This is a genomic window from Mesorhizobium sp. M0052, from assembly GCF_040323255.1.
Classification (GTDB): domain Bacteria; phylum Pseudomonadota; class Alphaproteobacteria; order Rhizobiales; family Rhizobiaceae; genus Mesorhizobium.
Map to the genome: position 1 here is coordinate 254483 of NZ_JAMYUS010000004.1, position 19429 is coordinate 273911.

The following is a 19429-nucleotide window of genomic DNA, read 5'->3' on the forward strand; positions in this document are numbered from 1 at the left end:
TGATCTCCAAGCGCTTGATCCGGGGCGGCGCGATGCCTATTTGCGCCCCATCACGCAAATCAAGCGCGTTTGGACGCATGCACCCCTCCGGGCCGCATGGCCGCGCCCTGGAGCTTTGTCATGTTGGAAACGCATCAAGTGACTGAACATCACCCCAAACTCGGCGAGTTCGGCTATGCCGGCGACGATCATGTCGTACCCTTCGAGGTCGGCCCGCTCGACGTGCGCGGCCGCACCGTGCAACTCGGGCCGATGCTCGACGCCATCCTCAACCGTCACGACTATCCCGAGCCGGTCGCCCGCCTGCTCGCGGAAGCCTGTGTGCTGACGGTGCTGCTCGGCACCTCGCTCAAATTCGAAGGCAAGTTCATCCTGCAGACCCGCACCGACGGCCCGGTCGACATGCTGGTCGCGGATTTCTCCACGCCTTCGGCATTGCGCGCCTATGCGCGTTTCGACGCCGACCGGCTGGAGGCCCTGGTGGCCGCAGGCCAGACCTCGCAGCAGACGCTGCTGGGCAGCGGCGTTTTGGCGCTGACCATCGACCAGGGCGCGCACACGCAGCGCTATCAGGGCATCGTCCAGCTCGACGGCGAGACGCTGGAGGACGCCGCGCGCACCTATTTCCGCCAGTCGGAGCAGATCCCGACCGACCTCAGGCTGTCGGTGGCCAAGCTTCTGACGCCAGGTCCCGGCGGCGCTCGTGAGCAGTGGCGCGCCGGCGGCATCCTGGCGCAGTTCCTGCCGCAGTCACCCGAGCGCATGCGCGTGCCCGACATTTCGGGCGGCGACGGCGATCCGCGTGACGTGACGCAGGAGCCGGCCGACAATTCGTGGCGCGAGCTGGTGGCGCTGCTCGGCACCATCGAGCCGACCGAGCTGATCGACCCGACCATCGGCGCCGAGCGGCTGCTCTACAGGCTGTTCCACGAACATGGCGTGCGCGTCTTCGGCGGCGTGCCGGTCGCCGACCAATGTTCCTGCTCAAGGGACAAGATACGCGGCATCCTCGAGGGGTTTTCCGCGCAGGAGATCAAGGACAGCACCGAAGATGGCGGCATCCACGTCGCCTGCGAGTTCTGCTCGAAGCAGTACGACTTCGACCCGGCGGAGTTTGCAACTCAGTAGCATCTCTTCCTTCTCCCCGTTCACGGGGAGAAGGTGCCCGAAGGGCGGATGAGGGCAGCGCGAACTTTGGTGAATGGCCGCGCATAGCCTAGGTCATGTGCGTGGAAGATAACCTCATGACTCTGGCGCTGCCCCTCATTGCCCTGCCGGGCATTTCTCCCCGTATAGTGACGGGGAGAAAACCCCTAATTCACCGTCCGTCGGGTCCCCGGCAGATCCAGCGAAAACGCGGGAATAGCGACGTCGAACGTCTCGCCCTTTTTGTTGCGCATGGTGTAGTGGCCGACCATGAAGCCGGAGGGCGTCGAGAGCGGGCAGCCTGACGTGTATTGATAGCTGTCGCCGGGATTGAGCTCAGGCTGGTCGCCGACCACGCCGGCGCCGCGCACTTCCTCGACCCGGCCGCTGCCGTCGGTGATGTGCCAGTAACGCGCCATAAGCTGCACGAAATCGTCCGACTGGTTGTCGATCGTCACCTGGTAGCCCCAGACATAACGGTTCTCCGCCGGGTCCGAGCGGTCCTCCAGGTAGAACGGTCTGACCTGCACTTCGATGTTGCGCGTGACGGCGCGGTACATGGGCTGCTCCGGTTGCGCAGCAGGGAACATTTGTCGCGCCATGCGGTTTGATACGCGCAGAGCGGCATGTCCTGCCAGCCTCAAAGCGCAGTGCCGACAAACAATGTCATTTAAGTGACACATGACAATGTTGGTGTGCGCAAACCTTGCCGGCGACTCAAGGCCCATCTGTCGACTGACAAAGCAGCCGCGAGCGGCCTTTCCGGAGTGACCAGATCTCGATGGAACCAGCTCTCACAGCCGCCTTCGCTTCCTCCGCTTTGCTTCTTTCCAATCTCGCCAGCATCCTGCTTGCTTCGTCGAAACTGCAAGCGCGTCGCCTTATCCCTCCGCCGTCCGGCGAGCAGCCACCGGTCTCGATCGTCGTGCCGTCGCGCGGCGTGGAGCCGTTCACACAAGAGACGCTGCAGCGAGCCTTCTCGCTCGACTGGCCGCGCTACGAACTGATCTTCTGCGTCGCTCACGCCGACGATCCCGTCGTCAAACTGATAAACAGGGCGATCGTCCTGTTTCCCAACGTGCCGGCCCGGCTGCTGATCGGCGACGACCGCGTCAGCAGCAACCCGAAGCTCAACAACTGCGTCAAGGGCTGGGAAGCGGCGCGCTATCATTGGGTTATTCTGGCGGATTCCAACGTGCTGATGCCAAGGGATTACGTCCAGCACCTGATGGCGGCCTGGCGGACCAATACCGGGCTTATCTGCTCGACGCCGATCGGCTCTCGGCCGGATGGCTTTTGGGCCGAGGTCGAATGCGCGTTCCTCAACACGCTGCAGGCGCGCTGGCAATATGCCGGCGAGGCGCTCGGTCTCGGCTTTGCCCAGGGCAAGAGCATGCTGTGGAACAAGCCGATGCTCGATACCAATGGCGGTATCCGCGCGCTGGCCGCCGAGATCGCCGAGGATGCTGCTGCAACCAAGCTGGTCAACGGACTGGGCCTGCACGTCAATCTCGTTGCCTCGCCTTTCGAGCAACCACTGGGGCAGCGCCGACTTGCCGACATCTGGTCGCGCCAGGCGCGCTGGGCGCGGTTGCGCCGCGTCACCTTCCCACTGTTTTTCGCACCCGAGATCCTGACCGGCGTCGCCGTGCCGTTGGCGTTGGCGCTGGTGGCGGCCGCAAGTGCCGGCATCAGCCTGCCGGCCACGGTGATGGCCGTGCTGACGGCGGCCTACATTCCCGAATGCGCGCTGGCCGCGGCCAAGGGCTGGCATCTGTCGCTGCGCATGGTCCCGGCGATGATGGTCCGCGACATGATGCTTCCCGCCATCTGGGCGCGCGGCTGGCTGAGCGGCGCCGTCGACTGGCGCGGCAACACCATGACCATCGGCACCAAGACGGCCGAACTGGAAGAGGTTTCGTCGGGAGCGTGACGCCTCGCGGCCTATCCGGCTGCCTTCAGCGCCTGCGCAACGTCCTCCAGCAGATCGTCCGTATCCTCAAGACCGACCGACAGCCTGAGCGTTCCCGGCCCGATGCCAAGCTCGGCGCGAGCTTCGTCGCTGAGGTTCTTGTGCGTGGTGGTCGCCGGATGGGTGATCAGGCTCTTGGCGTCGCCGAGATTGTTGGAGATCAGCACGATGTCGAGCGCGTTCTGCAAGGCGAAGGCCGCCTGCTTGCCGCCCTTGACGTCGAGGCAGATCAGCGTCGATCCGCCCGTCATCTGCTTCTTGACGATGTCGGCCTGCGGGTGGTCGGCGCGGCCGGGATAGATGACGCGGGCGATTTCCGGCCGTCCTGCCAGGAAATCCGCGATCTTGGCCGCGCTTTCCGTCTGCTGGCGCACCCGAACCGGCAGCGTCTCCAGGCCCTTGAGCAGCGTCCAGGCATTGAACGGCGACAGGCTCGGGCCGGTGTGGCGGAAATAGTCGTGCAAATTCTCGTCGATCCATTTCTTGTCCGACAGGATGATGCCGCCGAGACAGCGTCCCTGGCCGTCAATGTGCTTGGTCGCGGAGTAGACGACGATATGGGCGCCGAGCTGCAAGGGCTTCTGCTGCAAGGGCGTGGCAAAGACATTGTCGACGATCAGCCTGGCGCCGATCGAGGTGGCGAGCGCCGCCACCGCTGCGATGTCGACCACTTCCAGCGTCGGATTGGTCGGGCTTTCCAGGAAGAACAGTTTCGTGTTCGGCCGCACCGCCTTTTCCCAGTTGGCGATGTCGGTGCCGTCGACCAGCGTTGCCTCGATGCCGTATTTCGGCGCCAGCGTCTCCACCACCCAGCGGCAGGAGCCGAACAGCGCGCGCGCCGCAACGATATGGTCGCCGGCCTTGGCGCTGCACAGGAGCGCTGCCGTCACCGCCGCCATGCCGGACGCCGTGGCGCGCGCATCTTCGGCACCCTCCAGCGCGCACATGCGCTTTTCGAACATGTCGACGGTAGGGTTGGCGTAGCGCGAATAGATGAAGCCCGGCTCCTCGCCCTTGAAACGGGCTTCCGCGGCCTGCGCCGTTTCATAGACATAGCCCTGGGTGAGATACATCGCTTCCGACGTCTCGCCGAACTGTGAACGCAGTGTTCCCCCGTGCACGAGTGCGGTCTGAGGCTTCCAGTTACGCTTCTTGGTGCTCATCGCTTTTGTTCCAGACACAAAAAAACCGGCCGCGAAAGTCGCAACCGGTCCATATGGCCTTGCGGCCCGACGGTCCTTTAGCGACTTGTTTAACGTGGCTGCAAGCCGACCGGCCAAATCACCACGGGATAACGACCCTTTAGACCTCACCTGCGCTTGCGTCAATTGCCGGCTTCATTAAGAGGTTTGTACCAGGCAGGTTCCGCAATAATATCCAGCGGTTTTGCGGCAAGAACCTGCCACAAAGAGACCGACCTTGGAGCGGAGCCAGCCTTTTGCGGCAGACAGGCATTCTTCCCGATCAGGACATTTCCGCGCTGTTTCAGTCCGGCGCGCTGGAGTCGCCGCGCGCGCTCGATGTCGACCAGGTGCAGCCGGCGAGCCTCGATCTGAGGCTCGGCGACAAGGCTTTTCGCGTGCGCGCCTCCTTCCTGCCGGGTCCCGATCATCTGGTGGCCGACAAGCTTCACCGGCTGAAATTGCATGAGTTCAGTCTCGCCGAGGGCGCGGTGCTGGAAACCGGCTGCGTCTACATCGTGCCGCTGCTCGAAAGCCTGGCGCTGCCCGCAAACGTGTCCGCCTCGGCCAACCCGAAGAGCTCGACAGGCCGGCTCGACATCTTCACCCGGGTGATGACCGATCGCGGCCATGAGTTCGACAAGATCGCCGCCGGCTATCACGGGCCGCTTTATCTTGAAGTCAGTCCGCGCACCTTCCCGATCGTCGTGCGCGCCGGATCGCGACTGTCGCAGATCCGCTTTCGCACCGGAAACGCGCTGTTGTCGGAGGCAGAGCTGAACGAATTGCACCGCGCCGAGATGCTGGTGGCGACCGAGCCGCCCAACATTTCCGGCGGCGGCATTGCGCTGTCGATCGATCTCGACGGCGACCAGAACGGCCTGGTCGGCTATCGCGGCAAGCATCACACCGGCTTGGTCGATGTCGACAAGCGCGCCGCCCAGGATGCCGTCGATTTCTGGGAGCCGCTCTACAAGAGCGGCGCCGGCGAACTGGTGCTCGACCCGGACGAGTTCTACATCCTGGTCAGCCGCGAAGCCGTGCACGTGCCGCCGCTCTACGCCGCCGAGATGACGCCCTTCGATCCGCTGGTTGGCGAATTCCGTGTTCACTATGCCGGCTTCTTCGATCCGGGCTTCGGCCATTCGGCCTCAGGCGGCACCGGCAGCCGGGCGGTGCTCGAAGTGCGCAGCCACGAAGTGCCGTTCATCCTCGACCACGGCCAGATCGTCGGCCGGCTGGTCTACGAACACATGCTGAAGCGGCCGCAGGCGCTTTACGGCACCGATCTCGGCTCGAATTACCAGGCGCAAGGCCTCAAGCTCTCCAAGCATTTCCGCCCCGCCGGCTGAACCTTCGATCACCGTCAGGCAAAATACTTGCCTGCGCTGCCTCACCATGCTTGGCTGCCTTTCGGTGGCCGGCAAGAGAACGGCGCGCAAGGGGAACCAAAATGCAGATTTCAAGATGGATCATATCGGCAGCGAGCGCTGCCATGCTGGTGATATCGGCCGGCTCGCTGGCTGAGGCGCAGGAGAAATTGAAGATCGGCACCGAGGGCGCCTATCCGCCCTTCAACACCATCACCGCGGACGGCAAGATCGAGGGCTTCGACATCGACATTGCCAATGCGCTGTGTGCGCAGATGAAGGTCGAGTGCGAGATCGTCACCCAGGACTGGGACGGCATCATCCCGGCGCTGCAGGCGAAAAAGTTCGACGCCATCATCGCCTCGATGAGCATCACCGAGGAGCGCAAGAAACAGGTCGCCTTCACCAACAAATACTACACGACGCCGCTGGCACTGGTGGCGCCGAAGGACAGCGACCTCACTTCCACCGAACCGGCAGCCCTTGCCGGCAAGACGGTGGGCGCGCAGGCCTCGACCACCCAGGCCGACTATGCGCAGGACGCCTATGGCAAGGCCGGCGCCGAGGCGAAACTCTACCCCACCCAGGAAGAGGCGATCACCGACCTGCAGAACGGCCGTCTCGATGCCGTCATCTCCGACAAGTTCGTGCTGATGGACTGGCTGAAGAAGGCGAGCGAAGGCTGCTGCAAGCTTGTCGGCGACGTCAAGGGCACCCAGACCCAAGCCGGCATCGCTGTCCGCCTGGAAGACACGGCGCTGCGCGACAAGCTGAATGCGGCGATAGACGCCATCGTCGCCGACGGCACTTACAAGAAGATCCAGGCCAAGTATTTCGATTTCGATATTTATTGACTTCCGGCCCGCCGGAGTCAGCCGCGAAAGAGATACTCTTTCGCGGCGCCAAGGCAGGCATGAAAATGGCCGATAAACAGCAGTTCGCGTGCGGCCAAACGTTTCCTGCCCCAAAAGCCTTCGGTCAGTTTGACCTCGTCGAGCGAAGCGTTTGAGCCGCGCTTCAACGGGAACAACTGCTTGTCGAGGCAACCGAGGACATGGGCCTTGGCGGAGTCGATGCCGCAGACCTTGCCATTGTTGTTCAGCCTGTCGGTGCGAAGCGCTGATGTCATGTGATCCGTGTTGCGCATCAGAAAGCTCACCTGGGCTTTCGAATAGCCGGTTGCCAGAAGACGGCTCGTCATCGCCAAACGGGCTTCACGATAGGACTTCGGGCTGCACTGGCCGGCGCTAAAGGCCACCGACGGTTGGGTCAGGAACAGGGCCACGCCCGTGAACACAATGACAAGCCGCATTCCGTTCATTCCGGCTCCCAAATGTGATGCTGCCTCAAAGCGCCTTCACCGCCACCTTCACCGGCTGCTCGATCTCCAGCGGGTTGCGCAGCGGCAGGCCGAAATCCCCGGCCTCGATCTCGAACACGTCGCCGGCCTGAGTCTTGATGCCGTCGGCAAAGGACAGCGTCGCCGTGCCGAACATGTGCACATGCACGTCGCCCGGCTGGCGGAAGGCCGAATATTTGAAGTGATGATGTTCGAGATTGGCGATTGTGTGCGACATGTTCGCTTCGCCCGACAAGAACGGCTTTTCCCACAGCAAATTGCTGTCGCGATAGATTCGCGATGAGCCCCTGACGTCGGCCGGCAGGTCGCCGATCAGGATTTCCGGCCCGAACGAGGCGTTGCGCAGTTTGGAATGTGCCAGGAACAGATAGTTCACCCGCTCGGTAACATGATCGGAAAACTCGTTCGACAGCGTGAAGCCGACGCGGAACGGCGCGCCGTCGTCGCCGATGACATAGATGCCGGCGATTTCCGGCTCCTCGCCGGCGTCCTGCGCAAAGGCCGGCGACATCAGTGCGGCGCCCGGCGCCACCGCCATGGTGCCGTTGCCCTTGTAGAACCATTCCGGCTGCACGCCGGTCTGGCCCTTGGCCGGCTTGCCGCCTTCGAGCCCCATGCGGAACATCTTCATGGAATCGGTAAGCTGCTCCTCGCCGCCATCGCTGAGCTTCTTGTGCATGGAATCGCGCGTCGCCGCCGAGCCGAGATGGGTCAGGCCGGTGCCGGTCAGATGCAGATGCGCAGGATCGGGATGGTTGATCGGCGACACCAGCCGGCCCTTCTTGTAGACGGCGTCGAGGTCTATCGCTTCACCGAACCCCTTGCGCTCGATCAGCGCGGCGAGGCCCGTTCCGGTGCGCGCGGCTTCCATGGCCAGCGAATAGACGCTGCGGGCGCCGTTGATGATCCTGGTCTTGCCGCCGCCATTGCGGGCGACGACGCGGATGGTCTCGGCGTCGTCGAGGATCTGGGAGATTAGCATGATGAAATCCTCTCTCATGTGCCTTGGCCGGGTTGCCCCTTGGCAAACCTTGACCTGCGCGGCTCGGACCTCGCCGCGCCACGGGTTGAACTCTTCGTCCGGATTGCGCTCGCGAGCTCCATCCCTCGGGGGACTTCTTATGCCGACAACTTGCCGGCTGCGCCGCGACCGTATGCCTCCTGCTTGCCTCGCCTGAAGCTTGTCAGGCCTTGTTCTTGTTGTAGACGTCGAAGATCACGGCGCCGAGCAGCACCAGGCCTTTGACCACCTGCTGCCAGTCGACATTGACGCCCATGATCGACATGCCGTTGTTCATCACGCCCATGATGAAGCCGCCGACGACCGCCCCGATGACCTGGCCGACGCCGCCCATCGCCGAGGCGCCGCCGATGAACACTGCGGCGATGACATCGAGCTCCGAGCCGAGACCCGCCGCCGGCACCGCCTGGCCGAGACGAGCCGCGATGATCAGGCCGCCAAGCGCCGACAGCACGCCCATATTGATGAACACCATCAGCGTCAGCCGCTCGGTGTTGATGCCCGACAGCTGCGCCGCCTTGGGATTGCCGCCCATGGCGTAGATGCGCCTCCCGATGGTCATGCGCTTGGTGACGAAGACGAACAGCGTGATCAGCACGCCCATGACCAGCAGCACCACCGGCAGGCCGCGGTAGCTGGCAAACTCATAGACCAGGAACAGCGCCAGCGCGCTGGCGACCAGCGTCTTGACCACGAACAGGGTGAAGGGCTCGGCCTCATAACCATGGCGTTCTCGTTTGCGCCGGGTGCGGACCCCGAAATAGGCATAGGCGAGCACGGCGATCAGCCCCAGCACGACCGTCGTCATGTGCAGGGTCACGCCGCTGCCCATGATGGTCTTGCCGGCTGCGTTCACGACCGGCGGGACGAGCGTCAGTGGGCCGATCACATCCGGGATGAAGCCGGAGCTGAGCATCTTGAAGTCGTCGGGAAGCGGACCCACCGACGAGCCGCCGCCAAGCAACGCCTGGCAAATGCCGCGGAAGATCAGCATGCCGGCCAGCGTGACAATGAAGCTCGGTATCCGGTGATAGGCGATCCAATACCCTTGCGCGGCGCCGATCAGGCCACCCGCGACCAGGCAGACGATCGAAACCACCAGGGGATTGCTCAGCGGTCCGAGTTGCCAGATGACCATCATGTTTGCCGCCAGCGCGCCAATGAAACCGGCGACCGATCCGACGCTGAGGTCGATATAGCCCGATACGATCACCAGCAGCATGCCCAGCGCCATCACGATGATGAAGGAGTTCTGCTGCACCAGATTGCTGAGGTTGACCGGCTTGAACAACGTCCCCGACGTGGTGAACTGGAAGAACAGCATGATGACGATCAGGGCTATGATCAGTCCGTATTCGCGTAAATTCGTCGCCAGCGCCGAGACGGCGATGCGCGGGCGCTGTTCGTCGGCGACGTTGCCCTGCGGGGCGGGGGCGCTTTCGGTGCTCATGCTGCTTTTCCTTCTCCCCGGACGATGGCGCGCATTATCTTTTCCTGGCTTGCTTCCGCCGCCGGCATTTCGCCCACCATGCGCCCTTCGTTCATGACGTAGATGCGGTCGGTAATCCCCAGCAATTCCGGCATTTCCGACGAGATGACCACGATCGCCTTACCCTCCGAGGCAAGGCGCGCGATGATCGTGTAGATTTCATACTTGGCGCCGACATCGATGCCGCGTGTCGGCTCGTCGAGGATCAGCACGTCAGGGTCGGCAAACAACCATTTCGACAGCACCACCTTCTGCTGGTTGCCGCCGGAAAGATTGCCGGTCATCTGATAGACGCTTGACGCACGGATATTGGTCTTCTTGCGATAGTCGTTGGCGACCGCAAGTTCGCGCATGTCGTCGATCACGCTGTGGCGCGACACGCCGTCGAGATTGGCCAGCGTAATGTTATGCTTGATATGGTCGATGAGGTTGAGGCCGTAGGTCTTGCGGTCCTCGGTGACATAGGCGATGCCGTGTTGGACCGCCTTGCTTACCGAGGAGACATCGACCGGCTTGCCCTTGAGCAGCACTTCGCCGGTGATGCGGCGGCCATAGGAGCGGCCGAACAGGCTCATGGCGAATTCGGTGCGGCCGGCGCCCATCAGCCCGGCGATGCCGACCACCTCGCCCTTGCGCACATTGATGTCGATGCCCTTGATCACCTGCCGCTCGGCATGGAGCGGGTGATAGACCGACCAGTTCTTCACCTCGAACACGACTTCGCCGATCTTGGGCTCGCGCGGCGGATAGCGGTCGTCTAGCGAACGGCCGACCATCGAGGTGATGATGCGGTCTTCGGAGATATCCTTCTTGGCCAGCGTCTCGATGGTGCGCCCGTCACGGATGACGGTTACCTTGTCGGCGACCCGGTTGATCTCGTTGAGCTTGTGCGAGATCAGGATCGAGGTCATGCCTTGCCGCTTGAATTCGAGCAGAAGATCGAGCAGCGCCTGGCTGTCTTTCTCGCTGAGCGACGCGGTCGGCTCATCGAGGATCAAAAGCTTGACGTCCTTGCTCAGCGCCTTGGCGATCTCGACCAGCTGCTGCTTGCCGACGCCGATATTGGTGATCAGTGTCTTGGGGTCCTCCTTGAGGCCCACCTTCTTCAACAGGGCAGCGGTGCGCGCCTCGTTGGCATCCCAGTCGATGACGCCGTATCGGGCGTTTTCGTTGCCGAGGAAGATATTTTCGGTGATCGACAGCATCGGCACCAGAGCAAGTTCCTGGTGGATGATGACGATGCCCTTGTGTTCGCTGTCATGAATGCCTTTGAACTGGCATTCCTGACCCTGAAAAATGATCTGGCCGTCATAGGTGCCGGCGGGATAGACGCCCGACAGGACCTTCATCAGCGTCGACTTGCCGGCGCCGTTCTCGCCAACCACGGCGTGGATCTCGCCTTCCTCGACGCTGAGGTTGACGTTCGACAGCGCCTTCACGCCGGGGAAGGTCTTGGTGATGTCGCGCATCTCCAAAATCGTCGAGGCCATGGGAACTACCGCTCCTTGAGAGGTTGGCAAACACTGCCGGCGAGGTCGGTAACAATACCGGGCTCGCTGGTGAACGAAAAGGGGCCCTGCGTTGCGCAGGACCCCTGATTTTGTAACCGGGATTACTTCAGTTCGTCGGCCTTGATGTAGCCGGAGTCGACGACCAGTGCCTGGTAGTTCGACTTGTCGACCTCATGCGGCGTCAAAAGGATCGAGGGAACGACCTTGACGTCGTTATTGTAGGTCTTTTCGTCGAGGCCGTCCGGCTTGCCGCCCGAGAGCACCTTGTCGACGAGCTCGACGGTGGCCTTGGCCAGTTCGCGGGTGTCCTTGAACACGGTCGAGTATTGCTCGCCCGTGATGATCAGCTTGACCGAAGCAGTCTCGGCGTCCTGGCCGGTCACGATCGGCCACGGCTGGGCGTCGGTGCCGTAACCCACGGCGCGCAGCGAAGCGGTGATGCCGCGCGACAGGCCGTCATAGGGCGAAAGAACGCCATCGACGCGGCTGCCGTCCGAGTAGTTGGCCGACAGCAGGTTGTCCATGCGCGCCTGGGCGGTGGCGGCGAGCCAGCGCAGCGTGCCGACCTTGTCCATGCCGGTCTGGCCGGACTTGATCTTGATCGAGCCGTCATCGATCAGCGGCTGCAGCACCGAGATTGCGCCGTTGTAGAAGAAGAAGGCGTTGTTGTCGTCCGGCGAGCCGCCGAACAGTTCGACGTTCCACGGCTTGGTGTTCGGGAAGCGCTCCTTGAGGCCCTTGACCAGCGAGTTCGCCTGGATCACGCCGACGCCGAAATTGTCGAAGGTGGTGTAGTAATCGACATTGGCGGTCTTCTTGATCAGGCGGTCATAGGCGACGACGACGACGCCGGCGTCAGCGGCCTTCTGCAGCGCGTCCGACAGGGTCGTGCCGTCGATCGAAGCGATGATCAGCGCCTTCGGGCCCTTGGTGATTTCGTTTTCCAGCTGGCTGAGCTGGTTGGGGATGTCGTCCTGCGCGTACTGCAGGTCGACCGTGTAGCCGAGAGCTTCGAGCTGGGACTTGACGGCATCGCCGTCATTGATCCAGCGCTGCGAGGTCTTGGTCGGCATCAGCACGCCGACAAGACCCTTGTCGGCTGCGTGCGCCGAGTAGGTCATGGCAGCGATGCCAAGGGCCGCGACGGCGGCCAGTGTCTTGATGATTTTCACGTAAAACTCTCCCTGGTTGATGGACGCGACACCTCGGGGCTTCGCGGGCCGCGCAGTCGGGCGGATGCGCCAAAGCGCCGCCGCCGTCATAATCGATCTCCGGTATCCTCCCAATCGGCCCTCAGTCTTGATTTAAATCGATATGATTTTGCTCGTCATCGACCGTCAAGTCTTGAGGACGCGCGAAAGTGTGACCCTTTGCCATAACTGTCAAATGCGATCTTCGGTGGTTGCTATACCAAAACCGGTATATGACTAGACCGGGCTGGAACAGTGGCGGAAGCGGGAAAAGGCATGGCGGCTTTACGAGGTCCTCAGGGAATTTCAAGCGGTTACGATGAATTGCCGGGCGATGGCGAGACACTTCTGCGCAGTGGCTTGAGCCTGCGTCACATGCGCATGATCGCAGCACTCGACGATCACGGTCGGGTGAGCGCGGCGGCCCAGGTGATGAACATCTCGCAGCCGGCGGCCTCGCGCATGATTTCCGAGATGGAAGCGGTGCTTGAGGTCAAGCTGTGCGAAAGGCTGCCGCGCGGCATCACGCTCACCCCTTACGGCAAGGCGCTGGCCCGGCGCGCGCGCTCGATCCTGCTCGAAATGCGCGAGGCCGACCGCGAAATATCGGAGCTCAAGGCCGGCAAGGGCGGCTCGGTGTTCCTTGGCGCGGTGACGGCGCCGGCGATCGAACTGGCGGTCCCGGCGATCCGCGAGATACGCCGCCTCTATCCGCGCATCGAGATTACCATGCAGGTCGAGACGTCGAATGTGCTGGCGCGCGAACTGATCGCCACGCGCCATGATTTCATCATCGCCCGTGTTCCCGAAGACCTCAATCCGCGGCTGTTCGAATCGCGTGTCATCGGCGTCGAGAAGGCCTGCCTGATCGTGCGCCGAGGCCACCCGCTGAGCAACGGCCATCCTCTCAACAATGGGAAGGCGGTGCGGCTGGAGGACACCGCCGCCTTTGACTGGGTGTTCCAGTCGGGCGGGTCGCCGCTGCGCCAAGCGATGGAGAGCAATTTCCTGAACCGCAACATCGCCCTGCCTGACCGCATCCTCAACACCTCTTCGCTGCTGCTGACTTTGGTCATGGTGGCGCAGTCCGACGCCATCGCCCCGGTGTCGATTCAGGTGGCAAAATTCATCCAGAACCCCGACGGTCTCGCCGGCGCCATCGATGTCGTCCAGACCGAGTTCGACATCGAGGTCCGCCCCTACAGCCTGATCACGGTGAAGAACCGCGTGTTGTCGCCGGCAGCCAAGATGCTGCACGATTTTATCTTGCGGGAAGTGGGATAGGAACTGGAGCGGGTAGAGGGAATCGAACCCTCGCGTTCAGCTTGGGAAGCTGACAAGCTACCATTACATCATACCCGCATTTGCCTCTCGATATCATGAGGGGCGTGCTTCGGGCAATCGCCCTTGGACAGCTCTTCGGAAACGGCTGTTGGAAACCCCGACCGATTGCACCAGTCCGCCTGCCTTGATGCGGGCGCAGCAAGTGCGTATTCGTGGGTTTGTACCCCGAATCCGGGCATACCAATCTGGAGGCAGCCCCTTGTCCACAGTGACGCGCTTTCTCGGTGACTCGCCCGTCAGGGTGATCGTCAAGCTGCTGGTCGTGTCGTTCCTCGTCGGCCTGGTCATGAATGCGTTCGGCTGGACGCCGATGGACGTCTTCTACCGCATCCAGGGTTTCTTCATCGATTTGTGGAACCTCGGCTTCAACGCGGTCTATCGCTTCTTGGGCTATATCCTGCTCGGCGCCGCGATCGTCGTGCCGGTGTTCATCCTGCTCAGGGTCGCGAACTACCGGAAGTGAAGCGGAGGCATGATCCCTAAAAGTGGCAACCGGTTTTCGGAAAAGATTGTGCTCAAACCGAAGGCCACTCAGGCAAAGTCCGACGCCACCTCGAACAGGATGGCGTGGCGCGCGGCCAGCGCTGCGACATCGGTCGAATAGCCGCCGCCGATGACACCGCAGACCGGGATGCCCAGCGCGCGGAAATGACCGATCACCATGGCGTCGCGGGCACGCACGCCGTCATCGCTGAGCGATAGCCGGCCGAGCCGGTCCTCGGCATGCACGTCGACGCCGGCATTGTAGAAGACGATGTCCCAGTGCGCCTTGGCCGAGAGCTCCGGCAGGAGGGCGCCCAGCCGCTCGAGATAGGCGCCATCGCCGGTGCCGTCCGGCAGCGCAACGTCGAGATCGGAGGCAATCTTGCGCACCGGATAATTGCGCTCGCCATGCATGGAGAAGGTGAAGGCGCGTGGTTCGTCTCTCAGTATATCCGCCGTGCCGTCGCCCTGATGCACATCGAGATCGACGATCAGGATTTTTTGGGCGGAACCTTCGGCTAGCAGCACCAGCGAAGCGACGGCGACATCGTTGAAAGTGCAGAAGCCCGCGCCTTGCGCACGCCGCGCATGGTGGCTGCCGCCGGCAGTGTTACAGGCAATGCCGTTGATAAGCGCCAGCCGTGCGGCCAGCACCGTACCACCGGCGGCGAGTTGCGCCCTGAGCGAAACGCGCGGACCCACGGGAAAGCCGATCTCGCGCTCGATCTTCTCAGGCACCGAACAAGCGATGACCTGGTCGACATAATCAGCCGCATGGGCAAGCTTCAGCCAGGAGGCCGGCGCCGGCTCGGGCATCGCAAGCGCCTCGGCGTGGATCAGACCCCTGATATGCAAGGCCTGCATCAGCAGCGGATATTTGCTCATCGGAAAGCGATGATTGACCGCGAAGCCGGCATCGTAGTCGGGGTGATGGACGATCTGCAAAGGCATGGCTAAAGCAATTCCAGGAAAAGTGGGCAGCGGTTTTCCCGGGAGAAGCGCGTAGCGCTTCCCCTTGGGAATTGCTTAAAACCAGTACTCGGATCCGGCGGGCTCGCGCCAGAAGAACATTTCGGTTGGCCGTCACGGCAAGAGTGATTGCGCGGTGGCCGGAAAATGGGGCACATCGGCTGTTCGATCAAGCCGCAATCAGCAAGGCAGCAGTCCCCTGGACACGGGTGCAATCCCAGCCGACGCGAGACCCTTCGCCGTCACTAACCGTTCGGTGCTCGCCATCGCCGTGCCGATGACGCTCGCCTATCTGACGACGCCGCTGCTCGGCATCGTCGACACGGCGGTGGTCGGGCAGTTCGGCGATGCCGCCCTGCTCGGCGGCCTGGCGGCCGGGGCGCTGGTCTTCGACGTGGTCTTCAGCACCTTCAATTTCCTGCGCTCCGGCACCACCGGCCTCGTCGCCCAGGCGTTTGGGCGCGGCGACGAACTGGAGGAGCAGGCGGTGTTCTGGCGCGCCGTGCTGATCGCGGTCGCCGCCGGCATCGTGCTTGTCGTCCTTGCGCCGCTGATTGCCATCGCCGGCCAGAAATTCATCGGCGGCGAAGCGCGCGTCGGCGAGGCGATGGGCGTCTATATCCACATCAGAATGCTCGCCGCCCCCTTCACGCTTATCAACTACGCCATCCTCGGCTATGTCCTTGGACGCGGCGAGGGCGGGCTTGGGCTGATGCTGCAGGCGGTGCTCAACGGCATCAACATCGTGCTTTGCATCCTGCTCGGCCTGAAGCTTGGCTGGGGCGTCGCCGGCGTGGCCTGGGCGACCGTCACCGGCGAATGTCTGGCCATGCTGCTGGGTCTCGCCATCGTTGTCTGGCGCTTCCGGGCCGCACCCCGCCTGCCGCGGCATCGCCTGCTCGACATGCCCGCTTTCCTGCGCATGCTGTCGCTCAACCGCGATATCATGATCCGCTCGTTCTCGCTGCTCGCCGCCTTCGCGCTGTTCACCCGCCAAGGCGCGCAGTTCGGCACGCTGACGCTGGCCGCCAATGCCGTGCTGATGAACTTCTTTCTCGTCGCCGGCTATTTCCTCGACGGTTTTGCCACAGCCGCCGAGCAGTTGGCGGGACGCGCGATCGGCGCACGCGCCGAGACGGCGTTCCGCCGGGCGGTGCGTCTGACCTTGTTCTGGGGGTTCGGCCTCGCCGGAACCGCGACGCTGATCTTCTGGCTCGGCGGCGCCGGCCTGATTTCTTTGATCACCACGTCGCAGGACGTTCGTGCTGTTGCCGACATCTATCTGCCGTGGGCGGCACTGACACCGCTGAGCGGCGTGCTGGCCTTCCAGATGGACGGCGTCTTCATCGGCGCCACGTGGTCGCGCGATATGCGCAACATGATGCTGGTGTCGTTCCTGGCCTTCAGCGCCGCATTATTCAGCTTGGCGCCGTCTCTCGGCAATCACGGCCTGTGGGCGGCGCTGCACGTTTTCCTGCTGGTGCGCGGCTTCAGCCTGCTGGCCATCCTGCGGCTCCGGTTGCGCACGGCGTTTTAGAGCGGCCTGGCAGCCCACTGATCGAGCCGGCTGTCGCGCAGTTCGCGCAATGATTTCAGCCGCTCCTTGTCGGCAAATCGCACCATCCCGGCAAGGATGCGCCCCGGCAGCGCCGGCCCGGCATAGATCATACCGGTGTAGAGCTGCACCAGATCGGCGCCGGCGCGGATCTTTTCCAGCGCGGCATCAGTGGAATCGACGCCGCCGACCCCGATGATGGCGCGATCCGGCCCGAGCAGCCGACGCATCTTGGCGAGCACGATGGTCGAGCGCTCGAACAGCGGTTTTCCCGAGAGACCGCCGGTCTCGCCGGCGCCGCTTGGGCTACGCAATCCGGATCGCGAGAGCGTCGTGTTGGAGACGATGACGCCGTCGATCTGCTTCTCGCTGACTTCGGCGGCGATGTCTTCAAGCTCGGCCTCGACCAGATCGGGCGCGATCTTGAGGAAGAGGGGCGGCTGCGCCGAAGCTGCTGCACGCACCGACATGACCCGAGACAACAGTTCGCCGAGCTGTTCGCGCGCCTGCATGGTGCGCAGGCCGGGCGTGTTGGGCGACGAGATGTTGACGGTGAGATAGCTGGCGTATTTTGCAAAGCGGGAAACGCCCAACTCATAGTCACGGACACGATCGGCGCTGTCCTTGTTGGCGCCGATGTTGACGCCGACAATGCCGCCGCGTCCCTGGCGCGCGGCAAGGCGTTTTTCCGCCGCCTCGTGGCCCTCATTGTTGAAGCCCAGGCGGTTGATCACCGCATCATCCTCAGTCAGCCGGAAAATGCGCGGCTTCGGATTGCCGGCCTGCGGCAGCGGCGTCACGGTGCCGACTTCGGCAAAGCCGAAGCCGAGGCCAAGCAGCGCGTCGGGCACCTCGGCGTTCTTGTCGTAGCCTGCGGCCATGCCGAGCGGATTGGGGAAGGCGATGCCACAGAGGCTGAGCTTCAACCTATCGTCGCGCACCGTCCGCGCGCCGACCGGCAGACCGCATCGCAGCGCCGCGATCGACATGCCATGCGCCGTTTCCGGATCGAAGGTGAACAGCAGTTTCTGGCCGATGCGATCGAACACGATCATTCGGCCTCCAGCGCCGGGAATTGATGGGCGCCGTCGGCCCCGAGCGGCAGTGGCCGCACCCACAGCACGGCGTTCATGTCGAGCACGCCATAGAGATGCGGAAACAGCGCGCCGCCGCGCGAGACCTCGTATTTCAGCGCGTCACCGAGCAGCGCCCCGTCGATGGCGATCAGCAGCAAATCCGTCTGGCCGGCGAAATGCTTCGCCGCCGTCTCCCTGGCCTGATCAGCAGTGGAGAAATGGATGAAGCCGTCGGCGACGTCGATCGGAGCGCCGGTGAAGCGGCCGTTTTTCTCGGCCTCGCGCCAAAGGGCTTCGGGCGCGATCTTGTAGATGATCTGAGACATTGTTGCGCTATAAAGCAATTCCAGGAAAAGTGTGAAGCGGTTTTCCGCCGGAATTGCGTTAAAACAAGGAGATAGAGCGGAGCGCCGTGGAACGGCGACCCGCTCTGGTCCAGATGGCTCATGCACGGAAGGGCAACTCGTCCGCATTTACGGCGCAAAGCTGTGATAGGTTGCGCACACTGGCTCGTGGAGGATGGAACATGCGTCTGCAGCACATACTGATCCCCGCCGCACTGGTCTCGCTGGTCGCGGCATCGGCCTGGTCGGAGGAGACCGACCACTACCGGCTGGAAAAATCGGCCAACGGCTATGTCCGCATGGACACCCAGACCGGCGCCATGTCGATCTGCGAGGAGCGCTCCGGCCAGCTCGTCTGCAAGATAGCGGCCGACGAACGCGCCGCCTTCCAGGATGAGATCGATCGTTTGCAGGCCTCGATGAAGGCCATGAACGAACGCGTCACCAGGTTGGAGAATTCGCTGTCGGCCCGTCTCGAGTCGAAATTGCCGAGCGAAGAGGATTTCGACAAGACGATGAGCTATATGGAGCGCATGCTGCGCGGCTTCATGGGCATCGTCAAGGAGATGGACAAGGACAATGGCGACGGCGCCAAGCTCAACTCGCAAAAGACCTGAGCTGCCCGGCGCAAAGTGCCGTCCGGCCATTGCCGCTTGAAAACAAAGCGCTTCGCCGCATAATCGTCCGATCCCGTAAAAGCCGTCAATCGATAACGAAGTTTGGGCAACAACGGGATTTGGGGAGGAACATTTGCCGTCGGGCTACACCTTCGTCATTGCCGACGACCATCCGCTGTTCCGCGGCGCCTTGAAAGAGGCGCTTGCCGGCGTCGGCGATGTCGCCGCCATTCACGAGGCCGGCGATTTCGAAAGCGCCAAGGCGCTGGTCGTGGCCCATGAGGATGTCGACCTCGTGCTGCTCGATCTGTCGATGCCGGGCGCCAGCGGCCTGTCCGGCTTGATCGCGCTGCGCGGCATCCACCCGGCGGTGCCGCTGGTGGTGGTGTCGGCCCACGACGACCCGGTGACCATCCGGCGCGCGCTCGAGCTTGGCGCGTCCGGCTTCATCTCCAAATCGGCCAGTATGGAAGAGATCCGCGGCGCCGTGCAGACGGTGCTGGCCGGCGACATCGCCGCGCCCGTCGGCATCGACCTCGGCATCGAGCGCGACCCCGAAATATCCGACCTGATCAAGCGGCTGCAGGCGCTGACGCCGCAGCAGACGCGTGTCCTCGGCATGCTGGCCGAAGGCCTGCTCAACAAGCAGATCGCCTACGAGCTCAGCGTCTCCGAAGCGACTGTCAAGGCGCATGTCTCGGCCATCCTGCAAAAGCTCGGCGTCGACAGCCGCACCCAGGCGGTGATCCAGTTGTCCAAGATCGGCAGCGATCCGTTGCAGCCAGCAGGCTAAAGCGCGTC

At 63.1% G+C, this 19429-nt stretch carries 19 protein-coding genes, 1 tRNA gene and 1 riboswitch; of the genes, 9 read left to right on the top strand and 11 right to left on the bottom strand.

From position 1 onward, the window contains the following. The first annotated feature begins 96 nt into the window (after window positions 1-96). Window positions 97-1128, top strand: coding sequence for an Hsp33 family molecular chaperone (locus NKJ77_RS07040; RefSeq protein WP_031195623.1), 1032 nt, complete (start codon window positions 97-99; stop codon window positions 1126-1128). 185 nt (window positions 1129-1313) lie between these two features. Here NKJ77_RS07040 and apaG read toward each other — a convergent pair whose 3' ends face one another. After that, complete coding sequence (gene apaG / locus NKJ77_RS07045; RefSeq protein WP_023669631.1) at window positions 1314-1706, bottom strand: Co2+/Mg2+ efflux facilitator ApaG/CorD; 393 nt, start codon at window positions 1704-1706, stop codon at window positions 1314-1316. A gap of 221 nt (window positions 1707-1927) precedes the next feature. Between apaG and NKJ77_RS07050 the strand changes: the two genes are divergently transcribed. Then, window positions 1928-3079 (top strand): ceramide glucosyltransferase, encoded by a 1152-nt coding sequence (locus NKJ77_RS07050; RefSeq protein WP_023669632.1) that lies wholly within the window; start codon window positions 1928-1930, stop codon window positions 3077-3079. Between the two features lie 11 nt (window positions 3080-3090). Here NKJ77_RS07050 and NKJ77_RS07055 read toward each other — a convergent pair whose 3' ends face one another. Further along, a complete protein-coding gene (locus NKJ77_RS07055; protein ID WP_023669633.1) occupies window positions 3091-4281 on the bottom strand; it encodes an O-succinylhomoserine sulfhydrylase in 1191 nt (396 codons plus the stop codon). A gap of 57 nt (window positions 4282-4338) precedes the next feature. Further along, window positions 4339-4416: riboswitch (SAM riboswitch) on the bottom strand. Window positions 4417-4556: 140 nt separating this feature from the next. Here NKJ77_RS07055 and NKJ77_RS07060 point away from each other — a divergent pair. Further along, the gene (locus NKJ77_RS07060) at window positions 4557-5651 is read left to right on the top strand and encodes a 2'-deoxycytidine 5'-triphosphate deaminase (RefSeq protein ID WP_023738218.1); all 1095 of its coding nucleotides are present in this window, start codon (window positions 4557-4559) and stop codon (window positions 5649-5651) included. A gap of 101 nt (window positions 5652-5752) precedes the next feature. Then, on the top strand, window positions 5753-6523 hold the full coding sequence (locus tag NKJ77_RS07065; protein WP_352534659.1) for an ABC transporter substrate-binding protein: 771 nt from the start codon (window positions 5753-5755) through the stop codon (window positions 6521-6523). Window positions 6524-6540: 17 nt separating this feature from the next. Here the strand turns inward: NKJ77_RS07065 and NKJ77_RS07070 are convergent, their stop codons facing one another. The 5 genes from NKJ77_RS07070 to chvE all read right to left on the bottom strand — a co-directional run bounded on the left by NKJ77_RS07070 (window position 6541) and on the right by chvE (window position 12222). Then, window positions 6541-6981: a hypothetical protein gene (locus tag NKJ77_RS07070; RefSeq protein ID WP_023696690.1), complete on the bottom strand. Its 441-nt coding sequence runs from the start codon at window positions 6979-6981 to the stop codon at window positions 6541-6543. A gap of 34 nt (window positions 6982-7015) precedes the next feature. After that, on the bottom strand, window positions 7016-8011 hold the full coding sequence (araD1, locus tag NKJ77_RS07075; protein WP_023669636.1) for an AraD1 family protein: 996 nt from the start codon (window positions 8009-8011) through the stop codon (window positions 7016-7018). A gap of 202 nt (window positions 8012-8213) precedes the next feature. Beyond that, window positions 8214-9500, bottom strand: a complete 1287-nt coding sequence (mmsB, locus tag NKJ77_RS07080; protein WP_023669637.1) for a multiple monosaccharide ABC transporter permease — start codon at window positions 9498-9500, stop codon at window positions 8214-8216. After that, window positions 9497-11029: a multiple monosaccharide ABC transporter ATP-binding protein gene (mmsA, locus tag NKJ77_RS07085; RefSeq protein WP_023696689.1), complete on the bottom strand. Its 1533-nt coding sequence runs from the start codon at window positions 11027-11029 to the stop codon at window positions 9497-9499. Before mmsA ends, mmsB begins: the two co-directional genes overlap by 4 nt. 122 nt (window positions 11030-11151) lie before the next feature. Then, window positions 11152-12222 carry a multiple monosaccharide ABC transporter substrate-binding protein gene (gene chvE / locus NKJ77_RS07090; protein ID WP_023681943.1) on the bottom strand — a complete coding sequence of 357 codons (1071 nt, stop codon included), beginning with the start codon at window positions 12220-12222 and terminating at the stop codon, window positions 11152-11154. Window positions 12223-12516: 294 nt separating this feature from the next. Here chvE and NKJ77_RS07095 point away from each other — a divergent pair, with 294 nt between their 5' ends. Then, complete coding sequence (locus NKJ77_RS07095; protein ID WP_023681942.1) at window positions 12517-13524, top strand: LysR family transcriptional regulator; 1008 nt, start codon at window positions 12517-12519, stop codon at window positions 13522-13524. 4 nt (window positions 13525-13528) lie between these two features. Here the strand turns inward: NKJ77_RS07095 and NKJ77_RS07100 are convergent. Beyond that, window positions 13529-13602: transfer RNA gene (locus NKJ77_RS07100), tRNA-Gly, on the bottom strand. A gap of 181 nt (window positions 13603-13783) precedes the next feature. Here NKJ77_RS07100 and NKJ77_RS07105 point away from each other — a divergent pair. After that, window positions 13784-14047: a DUF6460 domain-containing protein gene (locus NKJ77_RS07105; RefSeq protein WP_023681941.1), complete on the top strand. Its 264-nt coding sequence runs from the start codon at window positions 13784-13786 to the stop codon at window positions 14045-14047. 68 nt (window positions 14048-14115) lie between these two features. On the opposite strand, the gene NKJ77_RS07110 is transcribed toward NKJ77_RS07105, so the two are convergent. Then, window positions 14116-15018 carry a histone deacetylase family protein gene (locus NKJ77_RS07110; protein WP_023831974.1) on the bottom strand — a complete coding sequence of 301 codons (903 nt, stop codon included), beginning with the start codon at window positions 15016-15018 and terminating at the stop codon, window positions 14116-14118. Window positions 15019-15235: 217 nt separating this feature from the next. Here NKJ77_RS07110 and NKJ77_RS07115 point away from each other — a divergent pair, with 217 nt between their 5' ends. After that, window positions 15236-16573, top strand: a complete 1338-nt coding sequence (locus NKJ77_RS07115; protein WP_023831975.1) for an MATE family efflux transporter — start codon at window positions 15236-15238, stop codon at window positions 16571-16573. Here the strand turns inward: NKJ77_RS07115 and NKJ77_RS07120 are convergent. Together NKJ77_RS07120 and NKJ77_RS07125 are read right to left on the bottom strand one after the other, a co-directional pair. After that, window positions 16570-17646 (bottom strand): quinone-dependent dihydroorotate dehydrogenase, encoded by a 1077-nt coding sequence (locus tag NKJ77_RS07120; protein ID WP_352534663.1) that lies wholly within the window; start codon window positions 17644-17646, stop codon window positions 16570-16572. The genes NKJ77_RS07115 and NKJ77_RS07120 overlap by 4 nt on opposite strands. After that, on the bottom strand, window positions 17643-17993 hold the full coding sequence (locus tag NKJ77_RS07125; RefSeq protein ID WP_023831977.1) for a DUF952 domain-containing protein: 351 nt from the start codon (window positions 17991-17993) through the stop codon (window positions 17643-17645). Before NKJ77_RS07125 ends, NKJ77_RS07120 begins: the two co-directional genes overlap by 4 nt. Window positions 17994-18193: 200 nt before the next feature. Between NKJ77_RS07125 and NKJ77_RS07130 the strand changes: the two genes are divergently transcribed. Continuing rightward, the gene (locus NKJ77_RS07130) at window positions 18194-18628 is read left to right on the top strand and encodes a hypothetical protein (RefSeq protein ID WP_023831978.1); all 435 of its coding nucleotides are present in this window, start codon (window positions 18194-18196) and stop codon (window positions 18626-18628) included. A gap of 133 nt (window positions 18629-18761) precedes the next feature. Continuing rightward, complete coding sequence (locus NKJ77_RS07135; protein WP_023831979.1) at window positions 18762-19421, top strand: response regulator transcription factor; 660 nt, start codon at window positions 18762-18764, stop codon at window positions 19419-19421. Window positions 19422-19429 lie beyond the last annotated feature (8 nt).